Origin of the sequence: Agromyces hippuratus (assembly GCF_013410355.1) — a bacterium.
GTDB classification, from domain to species: domain Bacteria; phylum Actinomycetota; class Actinomycetes; order Actinomycetales; family Microbacteriaceae; genus Agromyces; species Agromyces hippuratus.
The window spans coordinates 1,922,250-1,947,047 of record NZ_JACCFI010000001.1 but is presented as its reverse complement, the minus strand read 5'-3'; the positions used below and the strand labels follow the sequence as shown (position 1 = coordinate 1,947,047).

The window sequence follows — 24,798 nt, the reverse complement described above, 5'->3', positions numbered from 1 at the left end:
GCGCATGACAGAGGGGCCGGGTCGCAGCTGCGACCCGGCCCCTTCTCGTTCCGCCGTCAGGCGAGCGGCGCCAGCCGCACCTCGTGCAGCACCGTGCCGCCGAGGTCGCGCATGATGAGTACGAGCTCGTCGGCGCTCGCCTCGCCGTCGATCCACGCGGCCGCCTCGTCCGAGGTCGTCTCGGCATCGGGGCCGCCGCTGATGAGCTGGGCGTACGGGAACCCCTCGGTCGCCGGCAGCCAGGTCTGGTAGTGCGTGTGACCCGACACCACGATCTGAGCGCCCCAGTCGACGAGGGTGTCGTGCCACGCGTCGCGGCTCCTCAGGCTGAACCAGTCGTAGCCGTCGGCGTCGTAGTCGACGACGGTCTCGTCGGTCCAGCGCAGCGGGATGTGGCAGAAGACCACGCGGTACGGGGCATCCGCGAACTCCGGCCGCGCCGTGACCTCGCGGAGCCACTCGGCCTGCTCGGCGCGCAGCGGATCGAACGCCACGCGGCCTTCGAAGGTCGGGTGGTCGTCGGGCTTGTCCTCGCCGGTGTGCAGCACGATGCACGCGACCGGCCCGATGCGGAAGGCCGTGAACGGCCGCCCTTCCGGTGTGGCCACGAAGTCCTCGAGCTGGTACGCCCAGGTGCCGCGCACGTCGTGGTTGCCCACGACGATCGCGAGGGGTCGGCCCGCGCTCACGTCGAGGCCGGCGGGGTTCAGCACCGTCGTGGGGAACTCCGCCGGGTCCGTCCAGTCGTTGCAGAGGTCGCCGTTCCAGACGAGCACGTCGACCTCGGGTGTGGCCGCGTGCAGCGCCTGCAGGGTGTCGTCGCGCTGGTGGGTGTCGTTCCACACCGCGAAGCGAGCGGTGTCGGACGCCGCGTCGAGCGTGCGCACCGTCTTCCATTCGCTCTCGTGCCGACCGGTGGGCTCCTCGACCGCTTCGGTGACCGAGCGCACGCGCACCTGCGTGCCCGCGGCCCACCCGCTGGCGCGCACGCGCAGCACCCGGTCGCCCTGGGGCACCATGCCGAAGGCGTCACCCGTCACGGTGCCGGTCGTGCCGTCGGCGGCCTCCCACTCGATCCAGCCGCGGCTCAGCCGGCTCACGCCCCAGACGACCTCGAAGCCGTCGGAGCGCGGCGCCATCACGACCGGGGGACTGGTCACGATCGACGCGGTCACCGCGCGATTCCCGTGCCGAGGTCGAGCACGAAGCGGAACCGCAGATCGTCGTCGAACCACATCGTGAAGTTCGTGCCCCACATGTTGTTGTGCAGGTTCACGTGCATGCCGTCGTTCGGGTCGGGCACCGTGTTGTCGAACCGGTAGAGCGCGGGGCGGCCGACCGCGACGAGCGCGGCGTCGACGGGGCGCAGTGAGAAGGTCTGCGCCGCCGTGTGCGTCACCTCGGCGACCGCGTGCAGGCTGCGGTTGCCGTTGCGTACGACGGACTGCGGGTCGACCGGGGTGTCGATCTTCGTGAGTCGCCAGTCTCCGGGCTCGACGCGCGGGCGGAAGCCGAACCAGCTCGCCTCGGGCAGGCGGGAGGCGTCCTTGTCTCGGAGGTCGAGCGTGATCTCGATCGGTCCCGGTGCTGCGGGGAAACGGTAGGCGAGCCGGATGTCCCGCGCCCCGCCCCAGTCCTTGCTTGCCGCTTCGGCCAGCGCGAGCTGCAGCACCACGACCGTGTCGGTGCCGTCGGCGAAGCGCCGTGCCGACACGACGCCGGGTGCGAACGTCATGGCCGGCAGCGTCTCGGCGATGGCCAGGCCGGGCTTCGACTGATCGGGTACCGCCCACATGGCGTTCTCGTCCATGTCGCGGCAGTACTCCTGCATCCAACGGGCCTCGTCACGCTCGTCGAAGGTCTCGTAGCGGTAGGCGGCGAGCGGATGCTCCGGCCCCGCCCAGTCCGTTCCGTCGACGTCGACGAGCGAGACGAGGGCGCCGTCGTCGCCGAATCGAACGCGGTAGGCACCCGCCTGCAGCTCGGCGTCGAGGTCGACCGGGACGGACTCGGACGGCGACGGCCCCTCGTCGTCGGGGGCGGCCGCGGCGATCGCCGACTCGGCCTCGGCCCGGCGTTCGGGCGAGAGCGCGGCGAGGGCGCGATCGAGGTGGGCTCGCTGCTCGGCCCACGAGCGCTCGAACGCCGAGTAGCGCAGGCCCTGCGCGCTCGGGTGCTCGGTGTACGCCCAGGCGTAGACGTCGAACTCGGCCGGATTCGCAGCCGGGTCGACGACGTCCGCCGCACGGGCGCGCTGGAAGTCGGCCTTCTCGTAGTTCACGTAGTCGGGCAGGTAGGTCTTCAGGTCTTCGCCCCACGTGTGCTCGGGCACGAGCAGGAGGCCGTCGCTGAACGCATCGCACTCCTCGGTGCCGGGCACGAGCGCGCCGGCAGCGACCCATTGGGTGCGCAGCCGGAGCAGCGCTCGGAATCGTGCGGTCAGCACCGGGTCGCTGCCGACCCCGTGGATCCACGAGTCGCCGATCTCCTGCTCGAGCACCGGCAGGCTCGCCCGGGATGCGACGGCCTCGCGGCTGAAGGCGTCGAGCGTCGAGGCGATCACCTTCGCGCCGGGGTGGGCCGCCTGCAGCTCGGCGAAGAGCGCCTCGACCTCCTCCACGGGGGGCGGGCCGAAGTTGTCACCGGTGTGCGCGAGGTGGAGGGCGGACGTGCCGCCCGGCACCACGGCGACGCCGAGCTCGGTCGCGCCGTAGCTCCGGGCGTAGTTGACGACGACCTCGCTGCCGTCGGGTGCGCGCCAGACGAAGAACTCCGGCACGTCGGGCACCGCGGATGCCCCGTTGACCCCGAGGTGCAGGAAGTCGAGGCCGCCCCGGGCGAGGAAGGGCACGAGGCCGATCGTGTGGCCCGGGACATCCGTCATCTTCGCCGCCTGCGTGCGGTGGCCGAATCGGGCGTCGAGCTTGCGGCCGATCGCGATGCCGTGCTCGACGAGGCCGGCGTCCATGCTCTCGGTGTGCGTCGTCATCGGCAGGCCGTGCCAGGTCACATGACCCGCGCGGATCGCCCGCTCGAGCGACGCGCGCTCGTCGTCGTCGCCGAGCCGGAGCGCCTCGTGGATCAACCACGATCCGGTCGTCCAGATGAAGCGGGCGGTGCCGCCGCGGCGTTCGAGCTCCTCGGCCAGCGCGATCGCGCGAGGCAGGTACTCGTGCACGTACCGGTCGGTGACGTTCGCGGCGGTGTCGGTGAAGCCGAGATCGAGGTGCGTCTTGAAGACGACGTGGACGGTGGTGATCATGCGTGCATCCAAACGGCGGTGTCGGGGGGTGTCGGGGCGGGCGCAGCCCGGAGGGGCTGTCGACCGTTCTCATTCAAGTGCAGATTCAGCTGCGAAGAACACCGGCGATCCCCGGAAATCCGGGGATGTCGGCCCGCGTGATCTCATTGTGATCTTCGGATCCTTCGCTCCTGTTTGCGCAAACATCATTCTCGCCTATACTGCGATGGGAACGCAAACATTCACGAAGGAGTGCGGACGCGAATGACGAAGACGTCGCCAACCCGAGGCGCGAGAGAAGGCCGCAGATGACCGTGGCGCATGTTCACCCCCAGCAGCCCGCCGGAGTCTCGACCGAGACGTACGCGAGCGTCGCCGTGACCTCGTCGTCCGGCGGCCGCCGCAAGCGAGTGCGCCGCAACTGGTCGGGCTGGTGGTTCGTCGGGCCGTTCATGCTCGTCTTCGGGCTCGTCTTCGTCGCGCCCCTGCTCTACGCGATGTACCTCTCGTTCTTCCGCGAGACGCTCATGGGCGGCAACTCCTTCGTCGGTCTCGAGAACTACGCCAAGGCGCTGGTCGACCCGAAGTTCTGGGAGGCCATGCTCCGGGTCTCGATCTTCCTGCTCGTGCAGGTGCCGATCATGCTCGGGCTCGCGCTGTTCGCCGCGCTGGCGCTCGACAGCGCGCGGCTGCGCTGGGTGCCGTTCTACCGGCTCTCGATCTTCCTGCCCTACGCCGTGCCCGGCGTCGTCGCGGTCATGATCTGGGGCTACATGTACGGCTCGCAGTTCGGCCTCGTGGCCGACATCAACCGATTCTTCGGCGTGGAGCTGCCCTCCCCGCTCGCCGAGAACTTCATCCTGCTGTCGATCGGCAACATCGTCACGTGGGAGTTCGTCGGCTACAACATGCTGATCTTCTTCTCCGCGTTGAAGGCGGTGCCGCAAGAGCTCTACGAGGCGGCCGAGATCGACGGCGCGGGCACCTTCCGCACGATCTTCTCGATCAAGCTCCCGTCGATCCGGGGCGCGATGATCATCGCCACGATCTTCTCGGTGATCGGCAGCTTCCAGCTCTTCAACGAGCCGTCGATCCTGCAGACCATCGCGCCGAACTCGATCACCACGTACTTCACACCGAACCTCTACGCCTTCAACCTGTCGTTCGCCGGCTCGCAGTTCAACTACGCCGCCGCGATCGCGATCGTCTCGGGAGTCATCACCATGGTCGTCGCCTACCTCGTGCAGCTCGCGGGCGAGAAGAACGAGGCGAAGGCATGAGCGCCGTCGACACGGCGGCCGGGTCGAACCGCGCACCGAGCCGGCTCGCGAGCGGCAAGGTCGAGCGCAGGGAGTCGAAGCCGGCGAAGGCGGTCACTCCCCGACACAAGCGCGCCTCCGTGACGCTCGGCATCCTGATGACGCTGATGCTGCTCTACTGCCTCGTGCCGCTCTGGTGGCTCGTCGTCAACTCGACGAAGACGATGGACTCGCTCTACAACTCCTTCGCGTTCTGGTTCAGCGGCGAGTTCGCCCTCTTCCAGAACATCGTCGAGACGTTCACCTACAAGGACGGCATCTTCCTTCGGTGGCTCGGCAACACCCTCCTCTACGTCGTCATCGGCGCCGGCGGCGCCACGCTGCTCGCGACGCTCGCCGGGTACGGTCTGGCGAAGTACAACTTCCCCGGCCGCAAGTGGGTGTTCGCGATCATCCTCGGCGCCATGGCCATCCCGGCCTCGGCGCTCGCGGTGCCGCAGTTCCTGCTCTTCAGCGGCCTCGGTCTCACGAACACTCCCTGGTCGGTCATCATCCCCTCCATGGTCAGCGCCTTCGGGCTCTACCTCGTGTGGGTGTACGCCCGTGAGGCGATCCCCGACGAACTGCTCGAGGCCGCCCGCCTCGACGGCGCCGGCGAGATCCGCATCTTCTTCGTGATCGCGCTGCGCCAGCTCGCGCCGGCACTCATCACGGTGCTGATGTTCACGGTCGTCGCGACCTGGAACAACTACTTCCTCCCACTCATCATGCTGAGCGACGCGCAGTGGTACCCGCTGCCCGTCGGTCTCGCCCAGTGGGCGGCGCAGTCGAGCGCGATCGGCGGCCAGGCAGTACCCAACCTCGTCATCACGGGGTCGCTGCTCACCGTCATCCCGATCTCGGCGGCGTTCCTCTACCTCCAGCGCTACTGGCAGTCGGGTCTGACCGCCGGCAGCGTCAAGTAGTCCGGCTCGACCGGTACCACCGGCCCGACCCGGTACCTCCGGTCCGTCCGGCGCACCACCCTCACCACACACCAAGCGAAAGGGAATCACAGCAATGGAACAGATCACCACCCGCCGATGGGCGCGTCTCGGGGCCGTCGTCGGCACCGGTGCACTGCTCGTCGGAGTGCTCGCAGGCTGCAGTGGCGCAGCTCCGGGCGCCGACAGCGGCTCGACCGACACCGACGCGGCGCTCAAGGAAGACGTCACCCTCACCTGGTGGACCTGGAGCGACACCACGCAGGAGCAGGCCGACGCCATCTCCGAGGTGTACCCGAACGTCACGTTCGACGTCGTCAAGCTCGAGAACCCCGACGCCGTCGTCACCAAGCTCCAGAACGCGATCAAGGCCGGCAAGGGTGCGCCCGACATCGTGCCCGTCGAGTACCAGACGATGCCGCAGCTCACCCTGGGCGGCGCACTCGCCGACCTGGAGCCCTACGGTCTCGCCGAGTACGAGGACGCCTTCACGGCGTCGACGTGGAACTCGGTCAACGTGCAGGACCAGCTCGTCGGCCTGCCCGGCGACTCCGGCCCCATGGTCATGATCTACAACAAGGCCCTGTACGAGAAGGCCGGCATCACCGAGGCCCCCACGACGTGGGACGAGTTCGCAACGGCTTCCGCGGCGATCCACGCCGCAGACCCCGAGGCCTACATCGCGAACAGCGGCGACGCGGGCTTCTTCACCAGCATGATCTGGGCGTCGGGCGGCCAGCCGTTCAAGACCGAGGGTGAGAACGTCACCATCGACCTGCAGGACGAGGGCACCAAGAAGTTCGCGGACTTCTGGAGCGACCGTCTCAACGCCGGCGAGCTCTCGGGCCTCGCGACCTGGTCGGACGAGTGGACCAAGGCGCTCACGCAGGACAAGCTGGCCACCCTGCTCATGGGCTCCTGGATGATCAGCGGCGGCATGGAGGACTACGGCCCCGCCGGGCGCTTCCAGGTCGCTCCGATGCCGACCTGGGACGGTCAGCCGGCCTCGGCCGAGAACGGCGGCAGCGGCCTCTCCGTCACCTCTCAGAGCGAGAACAAGGCTGCCGCTGCAGGCATCCTCAAGTACCTCGCCGAGGGTGACGGCCGTGCACTGCTGAACGCGAACGGCTTCCCGTCGACCATCGCCGACCTCGAGAACCCCGAGTGGCTCGACGCTCCGTTCCCCGGGTACAGCGACCAGCCCGCCAACCAGGTCGGCGCGGCTTCGGCCGAGTCGGTCATCACCGGATGGCAGTACCTGCCCTACCAGGGCTACGCCAACAACGTGTTCTCCGACTCCGTCGGCAAGGCGCTCGGCTCGGGCGGCGACCTGAACGAGGCGCTCCTCGCCTGGCAGGACACGCTCGTCGAGTACGGCAACGAGCAGGGCTTCTCGGTCAACAAGTAGCACCAACGCATCACTCCGCGGGGCAGTCGCCGTCACGGCGGCTGCCCCGCGGTCCGTTTCTCGATACAGGATCAGCGACATGCCCACCTTCTCCATCGGTGACACCGACTTCCTCCTCGACGGCGCGCCCCACCGCGTGCTCGCCGGCGCGTTGCACTACTTCCGGGTGCACCCCGACCAATGGAGCGATCGCATCCGCAAGGCCCGGCTCATGGGGCTCAACACCATCGAGACGTACGTGCCGTGGAACGAGCACGCCCCGACGCGCGGCGAGTTCCGCACCTCCGGGCAGCTCGACCTGGCACGCTTCCTCGACCTCGTGCACGCCGAGGGCATGCACGCGATCGTGCGCCCCGGCCCCTACATCTGCGCCGAATGGCACGACGGCGGTCTGCCCTCCTGGCTCGTCGCCGACGAGGCGATCGTGCTGCGCTCGCACGACGCCGCGTACCTCGACGCCGTCGGCGAGTACCTCGATGCGGTCTACGCCATCGTGCAGCCGCGTCAGATCCAGCACGGCGGACCCGTGATCCTCGTGCAGATCGAGAACGAGTACGGCGCGTACGGCGCCGACAAGGACTACCTGCGCCGCCTCACCGAGCTGACGCGCGCACACGGCATCGACGTGCCGCTGACCACCGTCGACCAGCCGCTCGAGCAGATGCTCGAGCGCGGCAGTCTCGACGAGCTGCACCGCACCGGCTCCTTCGGCTCGCGCGTGGGGGAGCGGCTCGCCACCCTGCGCCGCCACCAGCCGACCGGGCCGCTCATGTGCTCCGAGTTCTGGTGCGGGTGGTTCGACAGCTGGGGCGAGATCCACCACACGACCTCGGCGGGGGACTCGGCGCGCGAGCTCGACGAGCTGCTCGCGGCCGGGGCATCCGTCAACGTCTACATGTTCCACGGCGGCACGAACTTCGCCTTCACCGCCGGCGCGAACGACAAGGGCACCTACCGCCCGATCGCGACGTCGTACGACTACGACGCACCGCTCGCCGAAGACGGCACGCCGACCGAGAAGTACTGGCGATTCCGCGAGGTGATCGCGAAGTACGCGCCCGTTTCCGACGAGGTGCCGGCTGAGCGAGCGGATGCCCCGGAGCTCGACGTGCGCCTCGACCGCAGCGCTTCGCTGTGGTCCATGCCGATCATCGCCTCGCAGCCCTTCGACCACCTGCCCGTCGCAGCGGAGTTCGATTCGACGCGCGGCTTCGCGTGCTACTCGACGCGCATCGACCACGGCGGACTGCTCGCCTTCGGCGAGGTGCGCGACCGGGCACAGGTCTTCCTCGACGGTGCACTCGTCGGCGTACTCGACCGAGAACTCCACGAGCGGGTGCTGCCGTTGCCCGCCGACGCGAGGGGCGAGCTCACCGTGCTCGTCGAGAACCTCGGCGGCGTGAACTACGGCCCCCGGCTCGGCGAGGCCAAGGGGCTCATCGCGCCGGCGACCCTCGACGGCGTGCCGCTCACCGAATGGTCGGCGGGATCGATCGCCCTCGACGACCTCGAACCCGTTCGCGCGGTGCTCGCGGCCGAGTCGATCGCCGAGCCGGCGGCAGGCGGCGCCGCGCCGCTGTCGGGCCCGGTCTTCGCGAGCGGCACGTTCACGCTCGCCGAGCCCGCCGACCTGCAGCTCGCGCTGCCGGGGTGGGTCAAGGGCGTCGTGTGGGTCAACGGCGTGAACCTCGGCCGCTACTGGAGCCGGGGCCCGCAGCGCACGATGTACGTGCCCGCGCCCGTCGTGCGCGCCGGCGAGAACGAGCTGGTCGTGTTCGAGACCGTCGGCGCGGCAGCGGCGGCAGTTCGCTTCGTCGCACGCCCCGAACTCGGCCCGACCGAAGCGTGACCGTGCTCACCCGGCGTCGGCCGTGTCGACGGCTCGCGCGGCCGACGTCAGGCCGTCGGCGCGGGGCCGGTGCTGTCGCGCACGACGAGACGCGTCGTGATCAGGATCTTCTGCTTCGTGTTGGGCTCGCCGTCGATGAGCGAGAGCAGCAGGGTCGTGGCGTGACGGCCGACCTGGTCGAAGTTCTGGTGCACGGTGGTGAGCGCGGGCCAGTAGACGGATGCCTCTTCGCTGTCGTCGAAGCCGACCACGCTGATGTCGCCGGGCACGCTCCAGCCGCGTTCGTGGATCGCGTGCATCACGCCGAGGGCCATCTGGTCGTTGCTGGCGAAGATCGCCGTCGGTCGGTCCTCGGCGGCGAACAGTTCGCGTGCCAGGGCGAGACCCGAGGCCGCACTCCAGTCGCCGACGAGCACGGGGCGGCCCGGAAGGCCGGCGTAGGCCATCGTCTGCCGGTAGGCGTCGGCGCGGCGGCGCGACGAGAACGAGTCCGCCGGGCCCGAGATGTGCACGATGTCGCGGTGCCCCAGTTCGAGCAGGTGCTGCAGGGCGATCTTCGCGCCCTGCTCCTGGTCGGTGTCGACGATCGTGTAGGGCAGGTTCGCGTCGGAGTCGACGATCACGAGCGGGAGGCCGGCGGTGATGCCCAGTTCGTCGAGCGAGCCGACCTCCGAGGACATCACGAGGATGATGCCGTCGACGGCCTGCTCCTCGAGGCGGCCGAAAGCGCCCGCGACGTCGAGCTGCGTCGGGTCCATGACCGGCAGCAGCGTGGTCGTGTAGCCGGCGGCCTCGGATGCCTCGGCGACGGCGTTCAGCGTGCGCTCGTTGCCGAGGGTGGCGAGGTTGAAGGTGACGAAGCCGATGCTGCGGAACCGGCCCGACTTCAGGTTGCGCGCGGCACTGTTGGGGCGGTACCCGAGGGCCTGCATCGAGGCCTGCACCCGCTCGCGCGTGGACGGGCGCACATTGCTCTGGCCGTTCGCGACCCGCGAGACGGTCTGTGCCGACACTCCGGCGTGAACAGCGACGTCGTTGATCGACGCGCGCGCTCTCGGCTGCGATGCGGGGCCGGACAAACCGTTCGAAACAGACGTCATGGTGACGTAAACACTACTCTGTCGGACCCTGTGAAAGGAATATCGAAATGACTGGCACCCCCCACTTCGGCGTGGTGATGCGAGCCGATGGCGTCGCGCTCGTGCTCGACCTCCGAGACGGCGGGCTGCCCGCGATCGTGCACTGGGGCGCCGACTGCGGCGAGCTCGACGCACGTGCGTACATCGACCTCGCAGAAGCCGGTGTGATGCCGGTCGGCGCGAGCGAGGTGGACGTGCCGGTGCGCATCGCGATCCTCCCCGAGCACGCGCGCGGGTGGATGGGACGCCCGGGCCTGAGCGGCTCGCGTGCCGGTGCGGCGTGGTCGCCGCGCTGGAGCGTGACGGCGGCGACGCTCGACGGCGCCGAGCTCTCCGAGGCATCCGGAACCGTCGTGAACCACGGCGCGGGAACGGTCGTCGTCACCGCGGTCGACGAGGCGGCCGAGCTCTCGCTCACCCTGACGGTCGAGCTCAGCGGAGCCGGCATCGTCCGCACCCGCGCCGCACTGCAGAACCTCGCCGCCGAGACCTACCAGCTCGACGACCTCATGCTCTGCCTGCCGACGCCCGCCATCGCGAGCGAGGTGCTCGACTTCGCCGGGCGCTGGTCGGGCGAGCGGGCACCGCAGCGTCGTGCGATGGCCATCGGCTCGCACCGGCGCGAAGGCCGTCGCGGCCGCACCGGACTCGATGCGGCGACGATCCTCTCGGTCGGCACGCCGGGCTTCGGGTTCGCGAACGGCGAGGTCTGGGGCATCCACACGGCATGGTCGGGCAACCACGTGCACCAGGTCGAGCGGGTGCTGAGCGGCGAGCAGCTGCTCGGCGGCGGTGAGCTCCTGCTGCCCGGCGAGGTACGGCTCGCGCAGGGCGAGGGCTATGAGAGCCCCTGGGTGTACGGCATCTACGGCGTCGGCCTCGACGACTCGGCCAGGCGGATGCACCGGCACCTCCGTGCCCGCCCGCAGCACCCGCGATCGATCCGGCCCGTGACGCTCAACGTCTGGGAGGCGGTGTACTTCGATCACGATCTCGAGACGCTCCTCGGCCTCGCAGACAAGGCGGCCGAGGTCGGCATCGAACGCTTCGTGCTCGACGACGGATGGTTCGGCGGTCGCCGCAACGATCGTGCTGGCCTCGGCGACTGGACCGTCTCGAGCGAGGTGTGGCCGAACGGGCTGCACCCGCTCGTCGACCGGGTGCGCGGCCTCGGCATGGAGTTCGGACTGTGGTTCGAGCCCGAGATGGTGAACATCGACTCCGACCTCGCTCGGGAGCACCCCGAGTGGATCATGGCGACGGGCGACCGGCTGCCCGTGGAGTCGCGCCACCAGCAGGTGCTGAACCTCGGCATCCCCGAGGCGTACGACCACGTGCGCGACGCGATGTGCGCGATCCTCGACGAGTACGACATCGCGTACATCAAGTGGGACCACAACCGCGACCTGGTCGACGCGGGCACGCAGCCGCTCGGCCGCCCCGGGGTGCACGAGCAGACGCTCGCGTACTACCGGCTCGTCGACGAGCTGAAGTCGCGCTACCCCGATCTCGAGATCGAGTCCTGCTCGTCGGGCGGCGGGCGCGTCGACCTGGCGGCACTCGATCGCACCGACCGCGTCTGGGTCTCCGACAACAACGACCCGATCGACCGTCAGCAGATCAACCGGTGGACGACCCAGCTGGTGCCGCCCGAGCTCATGGGCAACCACATCGCCTCGGGCGCCTCGCACACGACGAACCGCCTGCACGCGCTCTCGTTCCGCGCCGTCACGGCCCTCTTCGGCCACCTCGGCGTGGAGTGGGACCTGCGACACGCGAGCGAGGCCGAGCTCGCCGAGCTCGGGGGATGGATCGAACTGCACAAGGCGAACCGCGAACTGCTGCACGGCGGCGAGCTCGTGCGCCTCGACCACCCCGACGCCTCGCTCTCGCTCAACGGCGTCGTCGCGGCCGACGGATCCGCCGGACTGTTCGCGTTCGTGTCGATGTGGCGCGCGCCGGTGGCGAGTCCCGGACGCATCCGCCTGCCCGGCCTGCTCCCGACGGCGCGGTACCGGGTCGAGCCCGCGCTCGTCGGCGGGCTCCCGCACGGGGCCGACACCGCCCCGTGGTGGGAGCTCGGGCCGATCGAGATGAGCGGTGCCGTGCTCGGCTCCGCCGGCGTCGTGATGCCGGCGCTCCGACCCGAACAGGCGGTGCTGCTGCGCGCCGAGCGCGTCGACGAGGTCGACGGGGGCACCACGGGCAGCCGCACCGCGTGAGCACCGGCGTCCTGCTCGCCGTGCTCGGCGCGGCCCTGCTGCACGGCAGCTGGAACGCGATCGCCAAGGCGATCCCCGCGCGGCTCGTCTCGTCGGCGCTGATCGGGCTCGTCTACCTGGTGGTGGGGGCGGTCGGATGCATCCTCCTTCCGCTCCCGCCGCGAGAGGTCTGGCCGTACCTGCTGATCTCGGCGGCCGTGCAGACGCTCTACCTGGTGCTGCTCACGGCGGCGTACGCGAAGTCGGAGTTCGGCCGCACGTACCCGCTGACCCGCGGCATCGCCGTGCTCGGCATCACGCTGGTCTCGACGATGTTCCTGGGCGAGCGCATGGCGCCCGCCCAGATCGCCGGGGTCGCCGTCGTGGCGATCGCGCTGTTCGCGCTGTCGTGGTCGCCCAAGGGCCGCAGCGGACCGGCGGGCACGCTCATGGCCGTCGCGGTGGGCATCACGATCACCGCGTACTCGGTGATCGACGGCATCGGGGTGCGCATGTCGGGGGAGCCGTTCGGCTACGCGTCGTGGCTGTTCCTCATCCAGGGCATCACGATCCCGCTGGTCTGCTTCCTGCTCGCGCGCGACCGCCGCGAGATGCTGGTCGGCTTGCGCGAGCACGCGCCGATGGGCGCGCTCGGCGGCATCCTCTCGCTCGCCGCCTACACGATCGTCGTCTGGGCGCAGTCGCTCGCGCCGCTCGCGGTGGTCTCCGCGCTGCGTGAGACCGGTGTGCTCGCGGCCGGGGTGATCGGCTACTTCGTCTTCCGCGAGCCGTTCAGCAAGTGGCGAGTCACGGCGACGGTCGTCGCGGTCTCGGGGATCGTCGCGATCCGGCTCGGCGGGTGACCTGGAGTCGGCCCGCCGAGCGGATCATCGCTCGGGCGTCGGCTGAGGCGCCGTCAGCCCGCCGACTCGAGCGTCGCCCAGGCGAGCTGCGCGAGGGCGGCGGCCTGATCGCCGAGCACCCCGTCGTCGAACACGACGCGCGGCGAGTGGTTCCATTCGACCGTCGACAGGTCGGTGCCGACCGGTGACGTCGTCAGGGCCACGAACGTGCCCGGCACCTCGTCGAGCACGAACGAGAAGTCCTCGGAACCCATCATGGGCGTGGGCATCTCCACGACGCGCTGCTCGCCGAACTGCGCCCGGAGCTCGGCGAGTGCGCCTTCGGTGCTCGCCGCATCGTTGACCGTCACCGGGTACTGCACCACGAACTCGAGTTCGGCGGTGCAGCCGTGTGCGCCGGCGATGCCGTTCACGAGGGTCGGAAGTTCCCGCTGGAGGCGTTCGAGCGACGCCGCCGAGAGCGTGCGCACGGTCGCGGCGAGCGAGGCCGTCTCGGGGATCACGTTGACGGCGTCGCCGGCGTCGAGCTTCGTGACCGAGAGGATGACCGGGTCGAATGCGTCGAAGCGGCGGGTCACGAAGGTCTGCAGGGCGAGCACCAGTTCAGCGGCGACGGGCACGGGGTCGATCGTCTGGTGGGGCTGCGAGCCGTGGCCGCCGCGGCCGTGCACCGTGATGCGCAACTGATTCGATCCGGCAGCGATGGTTCCAGGCCGAGAGACGAACACGCCGCGCGGGCCGGGTGCGACATGGATCGCGAACGCCGCGATCGGCTTCTCGCCGGAGGCCTCGAGCAGCCCTTCCTCGAGCATGATCTTCGCGCCGCCGAAGCCCTCCTCGCCGGGCTGGAACATGAAGAGCACGTTGCCGGCGAGCTCCTCGCGGCGGGCGGCGAGGAGCTTCGCCGCACCGACGAGGCCCGCCGTGTGCAGGTCGTGTCCGCACGCGTGCATGTTGCCGTTCGTCGCGGCGTAGTCGAGTTCGGCCTTCTCGGCGACGGGCAGCGCGTCCATGTCGCCGCGCAGCAGCACGGTCGGGCCCGGTCGGCCGCCGCGGAGCACGGCGGTGATCGACGTGAGGCGCTCGCCGAGGGTGATCTCGAGGCCCAGCCCCTCGAGGGCCTCGAGCACCTTCTGCTGCGTCGCGGGGAGATCGAGTCCGAGCTCGGGCTCGGCGTGCAGGCGGCGACGCAGGGCAACGAGATCGGGGAGGATCTCGGCGCCGTGGGCGATGAACGCGGCGGCGCTGCCTTCGGGGGCGTCGGCTGCGTCGAACGCAGTGGTCTCGTCGGTGAGGGTCACGGGGTCTCCTTCGTTCGTGTGCCGGCATGCGGCATCCGGTCATGTGCCGCGTACGGCATCGGGTGGGTCAGACGGCGGCGGATGCCTCGGCGGCGGGCTCGTCGGCGGCGGGCGCGTGTGCGGGGGTGCCGCGCCCATCGGGCACCCGCAGGAACGCGAGTGCGACGAGCGCACCGACGAAGGCGAGGCCGCACAGCACCCAGACGGTGACGTAGCCGCCGATCTCGGCGAACTCGCCGCCCGGCGCCACCCAGAGGGCGAGCACGAGGCCGAAGACGGCGCCGGCCGCCGCCCCGCCGAGCGTGCGCAGCGAATTGTAGACGCCGGCCGCGATGCCGGTCTGGTCGCTCGGCGCGAGTTCGGCGAGCAGCGCGGGCAGCGCGCCGAGGAGCAGGCCCAGGCCGATGCCCATGACGGCGGAGGCGATCCAGACCTCGGTGAGCGTGCTGTGGAACGCGGCGAGGATGAAGTTGCCGGCGCCGGCGAGCACGGCGCCGATGAGGAGCACGGCCCGGATGCCGATGCGCTTGGCGAGGTACGCGAACGTCGCGGCCCCGACGGTCGCCAGCAGGGTGATGACGGCGATGACCGCGGAGATCAGGCCGGGCGTGGCCGCGAAGCCGTAGCCGGTGACGGCAGGGTCTGCTGCGAGGAATGTCGTCATCGGCGCCTGCATGCCGAACATCACCATGCCGAAGAGGAACGCGGTGAGGTAGATCGGGCCGAGTGCGCGGGATGCCACGAGTCGCACATCGACCGCGGGGGCGGGCGTGCGGCGCTCCCAGATCACCCAGGCGACGAAGACGGCGAAGGCGAGGCCGAGCGCGCCGATCGTGACGGGTGAGGCGAAGCCCTCGGTGGAGGCGAGTCGCAGTCCGCCGAGGAGTGCGACCATCGCGACCGCGAGGCCGACGAAGCCGAGCACGTCGATGTGCGGGTTGGCCCGGGTCGTCGACTCCGGCACCTTGAAGAACACGGCGTACACGCTGACCAGCACGAATGCGCAGGGCACGAGGAGCGTGACGGTCAGCGAGGGCGACACGCTGCTCACCACACCCGAGGCGACGGTGCCGAGGATCGCGCCGACGGTGAGGAAGGAGACGAGCATGCCGATCGCCTTGCGTGCGCTGTCGCCGCTGATGCGGTTGTGCACGAGCGCGATCTCGAGCGGGAGCCACACGGCGAGCGGGCCGATGAGCACACGCGCGATGAGCACGACCGTGAAGTTCGGCACCAATGCGGTGACGAGCGTGCCGATCAGCACGGCGACCACGGCGATGCGCAGCATGCGACGGTGGCCGAAGATATCGCCGAGCTTGGAGAGCAGGGGCACGAACACGGCCGCCGCGAGCGTCTGCACGGTGAGGAACCACGTGATGTCGGCATCGGTGACCGAGAGGTGGTCGGCGATCGCGGCGAGCAGCGGGGCGTAGTAGCCCTGTACGAAGCCGCTCGCGAGTTCGCAGAAGACGAGGAACCCGACGATGGCGCGCACCGAGGTGCGCCCCGCAGGGACGGCGGGGTTGGGGGAGTCGGTCATCATCGGCCTTCTGTGATTGGGGGAACGGATGTCGCGGCGTGCTGCCGCGGCATCCGGAGCTCAGGTGGAGTCGCCGCCTCGGGGAGGCGAGGCGAGGACGGCCGCGATCATGGCGCGGTACTGCTCGGGCGTGATCGGAACGCCCTTGATCGATTGCCGGAACAGGGTGAGTCCGGCCAACGTGTCGAGGATGAGGTCGGCGTCGACATCGGCGGGCAGCTCGCCGCGGGCGGCGCCGCGGAGGATGAGCTCGATGCCCTGGTCGCGCCGGTGCGAGAAGAAGCGTTCCCAGATGATGGGGAACACCTCGGGCTCGAACGCGACGCGCCAGCCGTTGTTGCCGACCGGGGTCTCGCCGCTCGCGGCGCGCACTTGGTTGGCTTGGTTCTGCAGCACGTGCTCGAGCAGGTCGTCTGCCACGTTGCCGTGGTCGGGCATCTCGCCCAGCTCGCCGTGGCTGCGCAGCGCCTCGGCGGCGAGCTCGGCCTTGTCGGCGAATCGGCGGTACACGGCGTTCTTGCCGCAGCCGGCGAGCTTCGCCACGTGCTCGATGCGGAGGCCGGGGTAGCCGTGCTCCGCGAGCAGCTCGATGGTCGCGTCGAGGATGCGCTGGGTCAGTTCGACGTCGGTCGGACGTCCGAGTGCGTCTCCGGTGCTGGCCATGCAGTTACATTACGGCACGTTCCGTTTCGTTAATGTCACGAACCGGTTTCGATCTCTCGCATGGGGCGCGTCGGTCGATCGAGGGCCAGGGCCAGGGCGGCGGTGCGCCGATCACCGCGGAAACGACGAAGGCCCCCGGCGAACCGGGGGCCTTCTCGTTCTCAGACTGTGGCTCCGACGGGCGTCGATCCCGTGACCTCACGATTTTCAGTCGTGCGCTCTACCAACTGAGCTACAGAGCCTCGAGGTGGAAAACCGCCCCGAATAAGGAGAAAGCCCCTTCTCTCGTAAGGGAAAGGGCTTGTCGCCTGAGCGACCCTGACGGGACTTGAACCCGCGACCTCCGCCGTGACAGGGCGGCACGCTAACCAACTGCGCTACAGGGCCTCGTGATGCCTTTCGGCACCGAGTTATTCAATTATACGTGCTGGTCGTGCAGTGACCCCAACGGGATTCGAACCCGTGCTGCCGCCGTGAAAGGGCGGTGTCCTAGGCCACTAAACGATGGGGCCGGAGGGCGTTACCTGGGTCACGCCCGCCGACAGCCAAGCATACGTGCAGTCGGCGCAGATGGCAAAACGAGGGTCGCGAATGCCTCGTGGCCGGCCCCGAGGCATCCGCGGACATGCCCTCGAAATGCCCGGAAAGCGCCGATCTCACGCATATCGTGGGGCTGCCGATGCCCGAACCGAGAGTCAGGAGCGCGGGGACCCGAGCCCGCGTGGACGGGGAATGATGTACCGCACCACAGACCGAACACCCGCAGACGGCGTTCGAACGAGCCCGGTTCCCGCGGAAGCGCAGGCGGCGCGGAGTTCCGGCCGCCGGCGCACGACGCAGCGTCTCGTCGCCGTCGTCGCGATCATCGCCGCGGCGCTCGTCGGTCCGGTCGTCGCACCGCAGCAGTCCGCGTTCGCGGCGAGCTATCCCACGTGGGACGAGCTGCAGGCGGCGAAGGCCGACACCGCGGCCGGCGCGGCCGCGGTCGAGCAGATCACCGCGCTCATCGCCGAGCTCGAGGTGAACGTGCAGGTCACCCGCGCTGAGGCCGAGCGACGCACCGACGAGCTCTTCGTGGCACAGCAGCAGTACGACGAGGCCGTGCTCCGGGCCGAGCAGATCCAGGCGCAGGCCGATGCCTCCGCCGCGGAGGCGCTGTCGGCCGAGACGAACGCCGGCCAGGTCGCGGCACAGCTCTACCGTTCCGGTGGCGGCGGCGACGTCGGGGTCAACCTCTTCCTCGACGCGGGCGACGCGAAGGCGACCGACGAACTGCTCTCCAAGCTCGGCAGCATGGAGAAGATGGTCGAGCGAACCTCGAACATCTACGACCGTGCGCAGGAGAAGAAGAACACCGCGGAGGCGCTGAGCGATCAGGCCGAGGTCGCGCAGGCCGAGCGCGAGAAGCTGCGCATCGCCGCCGAGGCGGCGCTCGTCGCCGCGCAGGAGGCGCAGGCCGCCGCCGAGGCCGCCCTCGCCGAGTCGCAGACGAAGAAGGTCGAGCTCGACGCCCAGCTCGCATTCCTCAAGGACGCCGAGGCGAAGACCACGGCCGCCTACGAGGAGGGCGAGCGGATCCGGCAGGAGCAGGAGCGCAAGCGCCGCGAAGAGGCCCTGCGCGCCGGCACGCCGGGAACGCCGGCGTCGTCGGGATGGGCGAAGCCCGCGTGGGGCGGCATCACGGGCAACTACGGCCCCCGATCGCCCATCTGCGCCGGTGACGGGTGCTCCGGCTCGTTCCACTACGCCGTCGACCTCGGCACCGGCTGCGACGCGCCGATCTACGCCGCGAACAGCGGGGTGGTGACCTTCTCGGGCTACTCCGGCACCTACGGCAACTTCATCCAGATCGACCACGGCGGCGGCATCTCGACCGGCTACGCCCACATCCGCGACGGCGGCCGCTTCGTCGGTTCGGGCGAGTGGGTCGATGCCGGGCAGAACATCGCCTCGAGCGGCACGACGGGCGCCTCGACGGGGTGCCACCTGCACTTCGAGGTCTACCGCGGCGGCAGCCGCATCGATCCGGAGCCGTTCATGGCCGATCGGGGGGTCTACTTTGGCTGAGAACCGCACCAGGCCGGTGTCGCGCGTGAAGCCCGCGACCGTCTTCTCCGCCGTCGCCGTCGGCGCGGTCACCGCGTCGGTGGTGGCCGGAGGCGGCCCCGCCATGGCCGAGCCCGACTATCCGTCGTGGAGCGAGATCGAGCAGGCCAAGACCAACGAGGCCACGAAGCAGGCCGAGATCGCCCGCGTCGGCGACCTGCTGGCAGGTCTGCAGCAGGTGGCGGATGCCGCGATCCAGGCGTCGCAGATGGCGGCCGAGTCGTATCGCATCGCCGTCGACCAGCGCGATCGGGCGGCCGAACGCGAGAGCGCGCTCGCGCAGCAGGCCGACGAGGCAGACGCCGTCGCCGAGATCTCCAAGATGCGGGCCGGCCTGCTCGCCGCCCACCTCGCGAAGACCGCCGGAAACGACTTGACTTCAGAGCTCGTGTTCTCGGGCGAGAACACCGATGGGCTGCTGAAGCAGCTCGGCATGGCGTCGAAGCTCGGCGAGCAGTCGCAGGCCGTCTACGAGCAGGCGATCGCCGACCGCAACACTGCCGACGCGCTGCGGGCCCAGGCAGCGGAGGCCGCCGAGGAACGCACCCGTCTCGCGGCGCTGGCCGAGACGAAGGCGAACGAGGCGAACGCCGCGGCCGAGTCCGCGATGGCAGCAGTGACCGCGCAGGAGCAGCGCTCGGCCGAGCTCTACGCGCAGCTCGCGACACTGAAGGACACCACCGCCGAACTCGAGCGCGAGCGGGTCGAGGGTCAGGCGCGCGAGGCCGCCGAGGCGGCGCTCGAGGCGAGTCGGCCGACCGAACCGGCGCCGCCGTCGGGCGGGAGCGGCGGGAACGATGGCGGCGGTGGCAACGGCGGCGGCAACGGCGGCGGAACACCCGCACCGAACCCCGACCCGGCTCCGCCGAACGCGAGTGCCGTCGAGACCGCGATCTGGTTCGCGAGCCAGCAGCTCGGCGAACGCTACGAGCTCGGCGGCGCCGGCCCCGATGCCTGGGACTGCTCCGGGCTCACGCGTGCGGCCTACGGTGCAGCGGGCATCGGCATCGGCACGCATTCGGCGACGAACCAGTACTACACGCTCGCGGCACGCGGCAAGGCGGTCTCGCTCGGCAACGTGCAGCGCGGCGACCTGCTCTTCTGGGGCTCGGGCGGCGACTACTACCACGTCGCCATCTACCTCGGCGGAGGCCGCATCCTCGAGGCATCCGACTACGGCAAGCCCGTGCGCGAGTGGCCGGTCTGGGGCAGCCCGTCGGCTGCGGCGCGCCCGGCCGGCTGAACGCACGGAGACGCAGAGAAGGGGCGGGCCGACAGGCCCGCCCCTTCTGCGATCGGATGTCGCGAGCTCGCGACATCCGCTCGGTTCATGCCCGGCTCAGTGACCGGGGAACGCCTCGATCGCCTTCTGGATGAGCGACTCGGCCTCGGCCGCGTTCGCCCAGCCCTCGGTCTTGACCCACTTGCCGGGCTCGAGGTCCTTGTAGTGCTCGAAGAAGTGCTCGATCTCCTTGCGCGTGAACTCGGGGATGTCGTCCACGTCCTGGATGTGGTTCCAGCGCGGGTCGCCGGCCGGCACCGCGATGACCTTGGCGTCGCCGCCGCCGTCGTCGGTCATGTGGAAGACGCCGACGGGGCGGACCTTGACGCCCACGCCCGGGAAGAGCGGGAAGTCGAGCAGCACGAGCACGTCCAGCGGGTCGCCGTCGTCGCCGAGGGTGTTCTCGAAGAAGCCGTAGTCGGTCGGGTAGACGAACGTCGTGTAGAGCACGCGGTCGAGGAAGACCCGGCCGGTCTCGTGGTCGACCTCGTACTTGTTGCGGCTCCCCTTGGGGATCTCGATGATGGCGGCGTACTCGCCCATGCTGGTTCTCCTTGTGTTGGAAGGCGCTTCTCGAAGCTTGGCCCGCGGGCCGACCCGTTCGGAATCGGGCGCGATCGGCGGAATAAGGTTACTTGATGCCTCCTGACCAGCAGACGGATGCCGCGGCTCCCCGCCGCCCGCGACTGACCCCGCCGATCGCCGACGTGCGCCGGGCCGTGCGCGGCGTGCTTCCGGCGGGCGCCGAGTCGACCGCCAGCCCGCTCGTGCTCGTCGCCCTCTCGGGCGGCGCCGACTCGCTCGCGCTCGCGGCAGCCGCGGCGTTCGAGGCGCCTCGGGCCGGATGCCGCGCGGGAGCCGTCGTCGTCGACCACGGGCTGCAGGCCGGATCGGCCGACATCGCCGAGGCCGCGGCGGCGACCGCGCGCGAGCTCGGACTCGACCCCGTGCTCGTGCGCCGCGTCGAGGTCGCCTCGGCGGGCCCGGCGAGCGCCGGCGGGCCCGAGGCATCCGCTCGCGATGCCCGCTATGCCGCGCTCGACGCCGCAGCCCTCGAGACCGGTGCCGCCCTCGTGCTGCTCGGCCACACGCTCGACGACCAGGCCGAGACCGTGCTGCTCGGTCTCGCCCGCGGTTCGGGCGCCGCGAGCCTCTCGGGCATGCCCGCGCGTGCCGGTCGCAACGCGCGCCCGCTGCTCGGCATCCGCCGGGCGACCACGCGCCAGGCCTGCCTCGACGCCGGGCTCACCCCGTGGGACGACCCGCACAACCTCGACCCCGCCTACGCCAGGGTGCGGGTGCGCGAACGCGTGCTGCCCGTGCTCGAGACCGAGCTCGGGCCGGGCATCGCCGAGGCGCTCGCACGCACGGCCGAGCACCTCCGCGAAGACGAGGCGGCGTTCTCCGAGCAGATCGAGGAGTTCATCGAGGAGATCTGCGAGCCCGCGGAGGCGGGCATCGCGATCTCGGTCGGCGCGCTCGCGGCGAACCCGGCGGCGCTGCGCCAGCGCATCATCCGGCATGTCGTCGGCAGCGAGTTCGGCGTCTCGCTCTCACGGGCGCAGACGCTCGAGGTCGCCCGCCTCGTGACCGACTGGCACGGGCAGGGGCCGATCGACCTGCCCGGCGGCGTGCTCGCGACCCGGGCGGGCCGGCACGTCGTGCTGAGCACGACCGGGTCGACCGAGATCCTTCCCCACGACCACTGAACGCCGGGACTGCTGGTTGAGCGTGTCGAAACCGCCCGGTTGCAGGTTTCGACAGGCTCAACCCGTAGGAAGTGACAGCGTAGGCTCGTTGCATCCGTTCGCCGCGCACCCACGGCGACGTGCCCCGATCGCCCCACCCAGGAGAGCAGCCATGTACGCGAACGAGATCGAAGCCGACCTGACCGAGGTGCTCGTCACCGAAGCCGAGATCCACGCGAAGCTCGCCGAGCTCGCCCGCCGCATCGAGGCCGACTACGAGGGTCAGGACCTGCTGCTCGTCGGCGTGCTGAAGGGCGCGGTCATGGTCATGGCCGACCTCGCGCGCGAGCTCGCCGGGCATATCAACATGGACTGGATGGCCGTCTCCTCGTACGGCGCCGGCACGCAGTCGTCGGGCGTCGTGCGCATCGTGAAGGACCTCGACACCGACCTCACCGGCCGGCACGTGCTCATCGTCGAGGACATCATCGACTCGGGCCTGACGCTCAGCTGGCTGCTCGGCAACCTCGAGTCGCGCGGTGCGGAGTCGGTCGAGATCTGCGCGCTGCTCCGCAAGCCCGACGCGGCGAAGGTCGAGGTCGACGTCAAGTACCTCGGTTTCGACATCCCCAACCAGTTCGTCGTCGGCTACGGCCTCGACTTCGCCGAGAACTACCGCAACCTGCGGGATGTCGCGATCCTGGCGCCGCACGTCTACTCCTGAAGTTTCCCACGCGGTGACGGGGGCGAGGCCCTAGAGTCATCGCATGGGCGATGGCCGGCGCCGCAGTAGGGTGCGCGACGCTGCCGCTGCCTTCACGAGCAACTGGCGCAATCCCAACCTGCGGCGCGCCCAGCTGAGCTTCCTCGGCGCATGGACCGCCGAGTGGGCCTTCACCGTCGCGCTCGGCATCGTCGCATACCGTGACGGCGGCGCCGCGGCGCTCGGTCTCGTGGGGCTCCTGCGCATGGTGCCGTCGGCGATCCTCGCCCCGCTGCTCTCGCCCATCGCCGACCGGGGGCGCCGCGAGCGCGTGCTCGTGCTCGTGTCGATCGTTCGCGGGCTCGCGACGGCTGCTGCTGCCGTGGTCGCGGCCGTGGCGGGGCCTCCGGCCGTCATCTACGCGCTCGCCATCCTGTCGACGATCGCCGCGACGCTCTACCGACCTGCCCACTCCGCCCTCCTCCCATCGCTCTGCCGCACCGGCCACGAGCTCGCGAGCGCGAACGTCGTGCGGGGCCTGCTCGACTCCGCTGCCACGCTCGTCGGCCCGCTGCTCGCGGCCGTGCTGCTGCAGTTCACCGGGGTCGACGTGGTGTTCGCCGTGGCAGCGGCCGCGTCGTTCTGGGCAGCGGCCCTGCTCGCGCGACTGAAGTACGACGCCCCGCCGCGCCCGGCCGCGCCGAGGCGCCCGAACCTCGCCAGGGAGGCGGCAGAGGGCGTACGTGCGGTCACCGCGAACCGCGACCTGATGCTCATCATCGGGCTCGCCGCCGCACAGGCGCTCACACGGGGTGCGCTCACGGTGCTCTCGGTCGTCGTCGCGATCGAGCTCCTCGGCACCGGCGAGCCCGGCGTCGGCGCCCTGATGACCGCCGTCGGCGTCGGCGCCGTGCTCGGGTCGCTCGCGGCATCGCTGCTCGTCGGCACCGGCAGGCTGGGAGCCTGGTTCGCCGTCGGGGTCGGGCTCTGGGGCCTGCCCTTCACCCTCGTCGGCCTCGCGCCCTTCGAGGCGCCGGCGCTCGGATTGCTCGCCTTCGTCGGCGTCGGCAACGCACTGGTCGACGTCGCCGGGTTCACGCTCATCGCCCGCATGGCCCCCGACGAGGTGCTGGCCCGAGTCTTCGGGGTGCTCGAGAGTCTCGTCGCCGTCTTCATCGGCATCGGCGCCATCGTCGCCTCGACGATGATCGAGTGGTTCGGCGTGCAGACCGCGCTCATCGTGATCGGCCTCGTGTGCCCGGTGCTCGCACTCGCGTCGTTGCCGCGACTCCGGGGCATGGACCGCTCCGTCGACGTGCTCGACGACGACATCGGGCTGCTCCAGCGGGTGCCGATGTTCCGCACGTTGCCACTGCCCTCGATCGAGCAGCTCGCTCGCGGCCTCGAGCCCGTGGGAGTGCCGGCGGGTGCCGCCGTGTTCACGCAGGGCGACGTCGGCGACCGCTACTACGTGATCGAGGCGGGCGAGGCCGACGTGGTCGGCGACGGCCGGGTCGTCGCGACGCTCGGTCCGGGGGAGGGGTTCGGCGAGATCGCGCTGCTGCGGCGCACCCGCCGCACGGCTTCGGTCGTCGCGAGGAGCTCCCTCGCACTGCGGGCGCTCGGCTCCGACCGGTTCCTGCCCGTCGTGCTCGGCTACACGGCGAGCGCCCAGGAGGCGGAGGTCGTCGTCGCGGACCAGCTCGACCGTTACTCGCCGAACGAACGGTCGGACGACCCGCCCTCGTGACGGCACCCTCCGAAGAGGGGTGTTGAGAAGTCCTCGCCTTGGTGGGATCGTGAGGCATGGACTCCGGCCGTGCCGTGCTGCTGATCGCCGACATCGGTGGCTACACCGACTACATGAGCTCCCATCGAATGAGTCTCGCCCACGCCGAGGTCAACACCGGCCGCATGCTCGAGCGCATGATCGACGCAGCTCCCGGATTCGATCTCATCGAGATCGAGGGCGATGCCGCCTTCCTCTCGCTGCAGGTCGACGAGGGCGAATCGGATGCCTCGATCCCCGAGATCCTCGACGCCGCGGTCGCCATGCACCGCGCCTTCCACCTCGAACGCCGGTACGTCACCGCGAATCTGTGCCCCTGCAAGGGATGCAAGGGTGCCGCCGACCTCAAGCTGAAGTTCGTGGCGCACGTCGGCGACGTCGCCATCCAGACCATCCGCGCTCGCATCAAGCTCGTGGGCATCGATGTCATCCAGGTGCACCGCATGCTGAAGAACCCCGTCGACATCCCCGAATACGTGCTGCTCTCCGAGGAGCTCTACCGCACCGGTCATGATTCGGTGACGGCTCCCATGCGCGAGGTGTCGCCCGAACTCGAGGGCTTCGGCACCGTGCGCGCGTACTTCGTCGACGTGGGCGATCTCGACGAGACGCCCGAGCCGCTGCCGTCGCCCTCGTGGCCGAAGCGCATCGGGCAGACGTTCGCCGCGGTGGGCCCGGGGCTGCCGTACATGCTCGGAATGCGCGACACCCGCCGCGCGGCATCCGCTCAGTGAGTCGCGGGCGGTCGCCGGTCGACACCGCGAATAGCCCACAGCGAACACT

General features: G+C 70.4%; 19 protein-coding genes and 3 tRNA genes. 12 read left to right on the top strand and 10 right to left on the bottom strand.

Annotation, left to right across the window (positions count from 1 at the left end; translation table 11 throughout):
• Positions 1-56: 56 nt before the first annotated feature.
• Together BJY17_RS09165 and BJY17_RS09160 are read right to left on the bottom strand one after the other, a co-directional pair.
• Entirely contained in the window at positions 57-1,175 is a 1,119-nt protein-coding gene (locus BJY17_RS09165) for a metallophosphoesterase family protein (RefSeq protein ID WP_179551073.1), read from the bottom strand.
• A complete protein-coding gene (locus BJY17_RS09160) occupies positions 1,172-3,262 on the bottom strand; it encodes a DUF5054 domain-containing protein (RefSeq protein ID WP_179551072.1) in 2,091 nt (696 codons plus the stop codon). The genes BJY17_RS09165 and BJY17_RS09160 overlap by 4 nt, the downstream gene beginning before the upstream one ends.
• A 287-nt stretch (positions 3,263-3,549) precedes the next feature.
• Here BJY17_RS09160 and BJY17_RS09155 point away from each other — a divergent pair, with 287 nt between their 5' ends.
• From BJY17_RS09155 to BJY17_RS09140, 4 genes are all read left to right on the top strand, one after another.
• Entirely contained in the window at positions 3,550-4,521 is a 972-nt protein-coding gene (locus BJY17_RS09155; RefSeq protein WP_179551071.1) for a carbohydrate ABC transporter permease, read from the top strand.
• Positions 4,518-5,465 carry a carbohydrate ABC transporter permease gene (locus BJY17_RS09150; protein WP_179551070.1) on the top strand — a complete coding sequence of 316 codons (948 nt, stop codon included), beginning with the start codon at positions 4,518-4,520 and terminating at the stop codon, positions 5,463-5,465. The genes BJY17_RS09155 and BJY17_RS09150 overlap by 4 nt, the downstream gene beginning before the upstream one ends.
• Before the next feature lie 94 nt (positions 5,466-5,559).
• Complete coding sequence (locus BJY17_RS09145; RefSeq protein WP_179551069.1) at positions 5,560-6,891, top strand: extracellular solute-binding protein; 1,332 nt, start codon at positions 5,560-5,562, stop codon at positions 6,889-6,891.
• A gap of 79 nt (positions 6,892-6,970) precedes the next feature.
• Positions 6,971-8,740, top strand: a complete 1,770-nt coding sequence (locus BJY17_RS09140) for a glycoside hydrolase family 35 protein (protein WP_179551068.1) — start codon at positions 6,971-6,973, stop codon at positions 8,738-8,740.
• A 47-nt stretch (positions 8,741-8,787) separates the two neighbouring features.
• On the opposite strand, the gene BJY17_RS09135 is transcribed toward BJY17_RS09140, so the two are convergent.
• Positions 8,788-9,753: a LacI family DNA-binding transcriptional regulator gene (locus BJY17_RS09135; RefSeq protein ID WP_376865564.1), complete on the bottom strand. Its 966-nt coding sequence runs from the start codon at positions 9,751-9,753 to the stop codon at positions 8,788-8,790.
• Between the two features lie 134 nt (positions 9,754-9,887).
• Between BJY17_RS09135 and BJY17_RS09130 the strand changes: the two genes are divergently transcribed.
• Together BJY17_RS09130 and BJY17_RS09125 are read left to right on the top strand one after the other, a co-directional pair.
• Entirely contained in the window at positions 9,888-12,101 is a 2,214-nt protein-coding gene (locus tag BJY17_RS09130) for an alpha-galactosidase (RefSeq protein ID WP_179551066.1), read from the top strand.
• Positions 12,098-12,943, top strand: coding sequence for a DMT family transporter (locus BJY17_RS09125; RefSeq protein WP_322789792.1), 846 nt, complete (start codon positions 12,098-12,100; stop codon positions 12,941-12,943). Before BJY17_RS09130 ends, BJY17_RS09125 begins: the two co-directional genes overlap by 4 nt.
• 53 nt (positions 12,944-12,996) lie before the next feature.
• Here the strand turns inward: BJY17_RS09125 and BJY17_RS09120 are convergent, their stop codons facing one another.
• The 6 genes from BJY17_RS09120 to BJY17_RS09095 form a co-directional block, all read right to left on the bottom strand.
• Positions 12,997-14,175 (bottom strand): M20 metallopeptidase family protein, encoded by a 1,179-nt coding sequence (locus tag BJY17_RS09120; protein ID WP_179552793.1) that lies wholly within the window; start codon positions 14,173-14,175, stop codon positions 12,997-12,999.
• A 136-nt stretch (positions 14,176-14,311) separates the two neighbouring features.
• Positions 14,312-15,784 carry an MFS transporter gene (locus tag BJY17_RS09115; RefSeq protein ID WP_179551065.1) on the bottom strand — a complete coding sequence of 491 codons (1,473 nt, stop codon included), beginning with the start codon at positions 15,782-15,784 and terminating at the stop codon, positions 14,312-14,314.
• Positions 15,785-15,844: 60 nt separating this feature from the next.
• Positions 15,845-16,447 carry a TetR/AcrR family transcriptional regulator gene (locus tag BJY17_RS09110; RefSeq protein ID WP_179551064.1) on the bottom strand — a complete coding sequence of 201 codons (603 nt, stop codon included), beginning with the start codon at positions 16,445-16,447 and terminating at the stop codon, positions 15,845-15,847.
• Positions 16,448-16,616: 169 nt separating this feature from the next.
• Positions 16,617-16,689 (bottom strand) — tRNA-Phe (locus tag BJY17_RS09105).
• Between the two features lie 71 nt (positions 16,690-16,760).
• Positions 16,761-16,834, bottom strand: a tRNA-Asp gene (locus BJY17_RS09100).
• Between the two features lie 52 nt (positions 16,835-16,886).
• Positions 16,887-16,959: transfer RNA gene (locus BJY17_RS09095), tRNA-Glu, on the bottom strand.
• Positions 16,960-17,182: 223 nt separating this feature from the next.
• Here BJY17_RS09095 and BJY17_RS09090 point away from each other — a divergent pair.
• Both BJY17_RS09090 and BJY17_RS09085 read left to right on the top strand, forming a co-directional pair.
• Positions 17,183-18,514, top strand: a complete 1,332-nt coding sequence (locus BJY17_RS09090) for a M23 family metallopeptidase (protein ID WP_179551063.1) — start codon at positions 17,183-17,185, stop codon at positions 18,512-18,514.
• On the top strand, positions 18,507-19,796 hold the full coding sequence (locus BJY17_RS09085) for a C40 family peptidase (RefSeq protein WP_179551062.1): 1,290 nt from the start codon (positions 18,507-18,509) through the stop codon (positions 19,794-19,796). Before BJY17_RS09090 ends, BJY17_RS09085 begins: the two co-directional genes overlap by 8 nt.
• Positions 19,797-19,892: 96 nt before the next feature.
• Here BJY17_RS09085 and ppa read toward each other — a convergent pair whose 3' ends face one another.
• On the bottom strand, positions 19,893-20,378 hold the full coding sequence (ppa, locus tag BJY17_RS09080; protein WP_074259997.1) for an inorganic diphosphatase: 486 nt from the start codon (positions 20,376-20,378) through the stop codon (positions 19,893-19,895).
• A 95-nt stretch (positions 20,379-20,473) separates the two neighbouring features.
• Between ppa and tilS the strand changes: the two genes are divergently transcribed.
• From tilS to BJY17_RS09060, 4 genes are all read left to right on the top strand, one after another.
• Positions 20,474-21,544 carry a tRNA lysidine(34) synthetase TilS gene (gene tilS / locus BJY17_RS09075; protein ID WP_179551061.1) on the top strand — a complete coding sequence of 357 codons (1,071 nt, stop codon included), beginning with the start codon at positions 20,474-20,476 and terminating at the stop codon, positions 21,542-21,544.
• A 151-nt stretch (positions 21,545-21,695) separates the two neighbouring features.
• Entirely contained in the window at positions 21,696-22,247 is a 552-nt protein-coding gene (gene hpt, locus BJY17_RS09070; protein WP_179551060.1) for a hypoxanthine phosphoribosyltransferase, read from the top strand.
• Between the two features lie 43 nt (positions 22,248-22,290).
• On the top strand, positions 22,291-23,976 hold the full coding sequence (locus tag BJY17_RS09065) for an MFS transporter (RefSeq protein WP_179551059.1): 1,686 nt from the start codon (positions 22,291-22,293) through the stop codon (positions 23,974-23,976).
• 56 nt (positions 23,977-24,032) lie between these two features.
• Positions 24,033-24,749, top strand: a complete 717-nt coding sequence (locus BJY17_RS09060; RefSeq protein ID WP_179551058.1) for a DUF2652 domain-containing protein — start codon at positions 24,033-24,035, stop codon at positions 24,747-24,749.
• Positions 24,750-24,798 lie beyond the last annotated feature (49 nt).

Coding starts and splice junctions, on each gene's coding strand:
- BJY17_RS09065 (WP_179551059.1), top strand. CDS start 22,291: ATGGGCGATGGCCGGCGCCGCAGTAGGGTGCGCGACGCTGCCGCTGCC.
- hpt (WP_179551060.1), top strand. CDS start 21,696: ATGTACGCGAACGAGATCGAAGCCGACCTGACCGAGGTGCTCGTCACC.
- BJY17_RS09090 (WP_179551063.1), top strand. CDS start 17,183: ATGTACCGCACCACAGACCGAACACCCGCAGACGGCGTTCGAACGAGC.
- ppa (WP_074259997.1), bottom strand. CDS start 20,378: ATGGGCGAGTACGCCGCCATCATCGAGATCCCCAAGGGGAGCCGCAAC.
- BJY17_RS09160 (WP_179551072.1), bottom strand. CDS start 3,262: ATGATCACCACCGTCCACGTCGTCTTCAAGACGCACCTCGATCTCGGC.
- BJY17_RS09150 (WP_179551070.1), top strand. CDS start 4,518: ATGAGCGCCGTCGACACGGCGGCCGGGTCGAACCGCGCACCGAGCCGG.
- BJY17_RS09145 (WP_179551069.1), top strand. CDS start 5,560: ATGGAACAGATCACCACCCGCCGATGGGCGCGTCTCGGGGCCGTCGTC.
- BJY17_RS09155 (WP_179551071.1), top strand. CDS start 3,550: ATGACCGTGGCGCATGTTCACCCCCAGCAGCCCGCCGGAGTCTCGACC.
- BJY17_RS09115 (WP_179551065.1), bottom strand. CDS start 15,784: ATGACCGACTCCCCCAACCCCGCCGTCCCTGCGGGGCGCACCTCGGTG.
- tilS (WP_179551061.1), top strand. CDS start 20,474: ATGCCTCCTGACCAGCAGACGGATGCCGCGGCTCCCCGCCGCCCGCGA.
- BJY17_RS09060 (WP_179551058.1), top strand. CDS start 24,033: ATGGACTCCGGCCGTGCCGTGCTGCTGATCGCCGACATCGGTGGCTAC.
- BJY17_RS09110 (WP_179551064.1), bottom strand. CDS start 16,447: ATGGCCAGCACCGGAGACGCACTCGGACGTCCGACCGACGTCGAACTG.
- BJY17_RS09140 (WP_179551068.1), top strand. CDS start 6,971: ATGCCCACCTTCTCCATCGGTGACACCGACTTCCTCCTCGACGGCGCG.
- BJY17_RS09130 (WP_179551066.1), top strand. CDS start 9,888: ATGACTGGCACCCCCCACTTCGGCGTGGTGATGCGAGCCGATGGCGTC.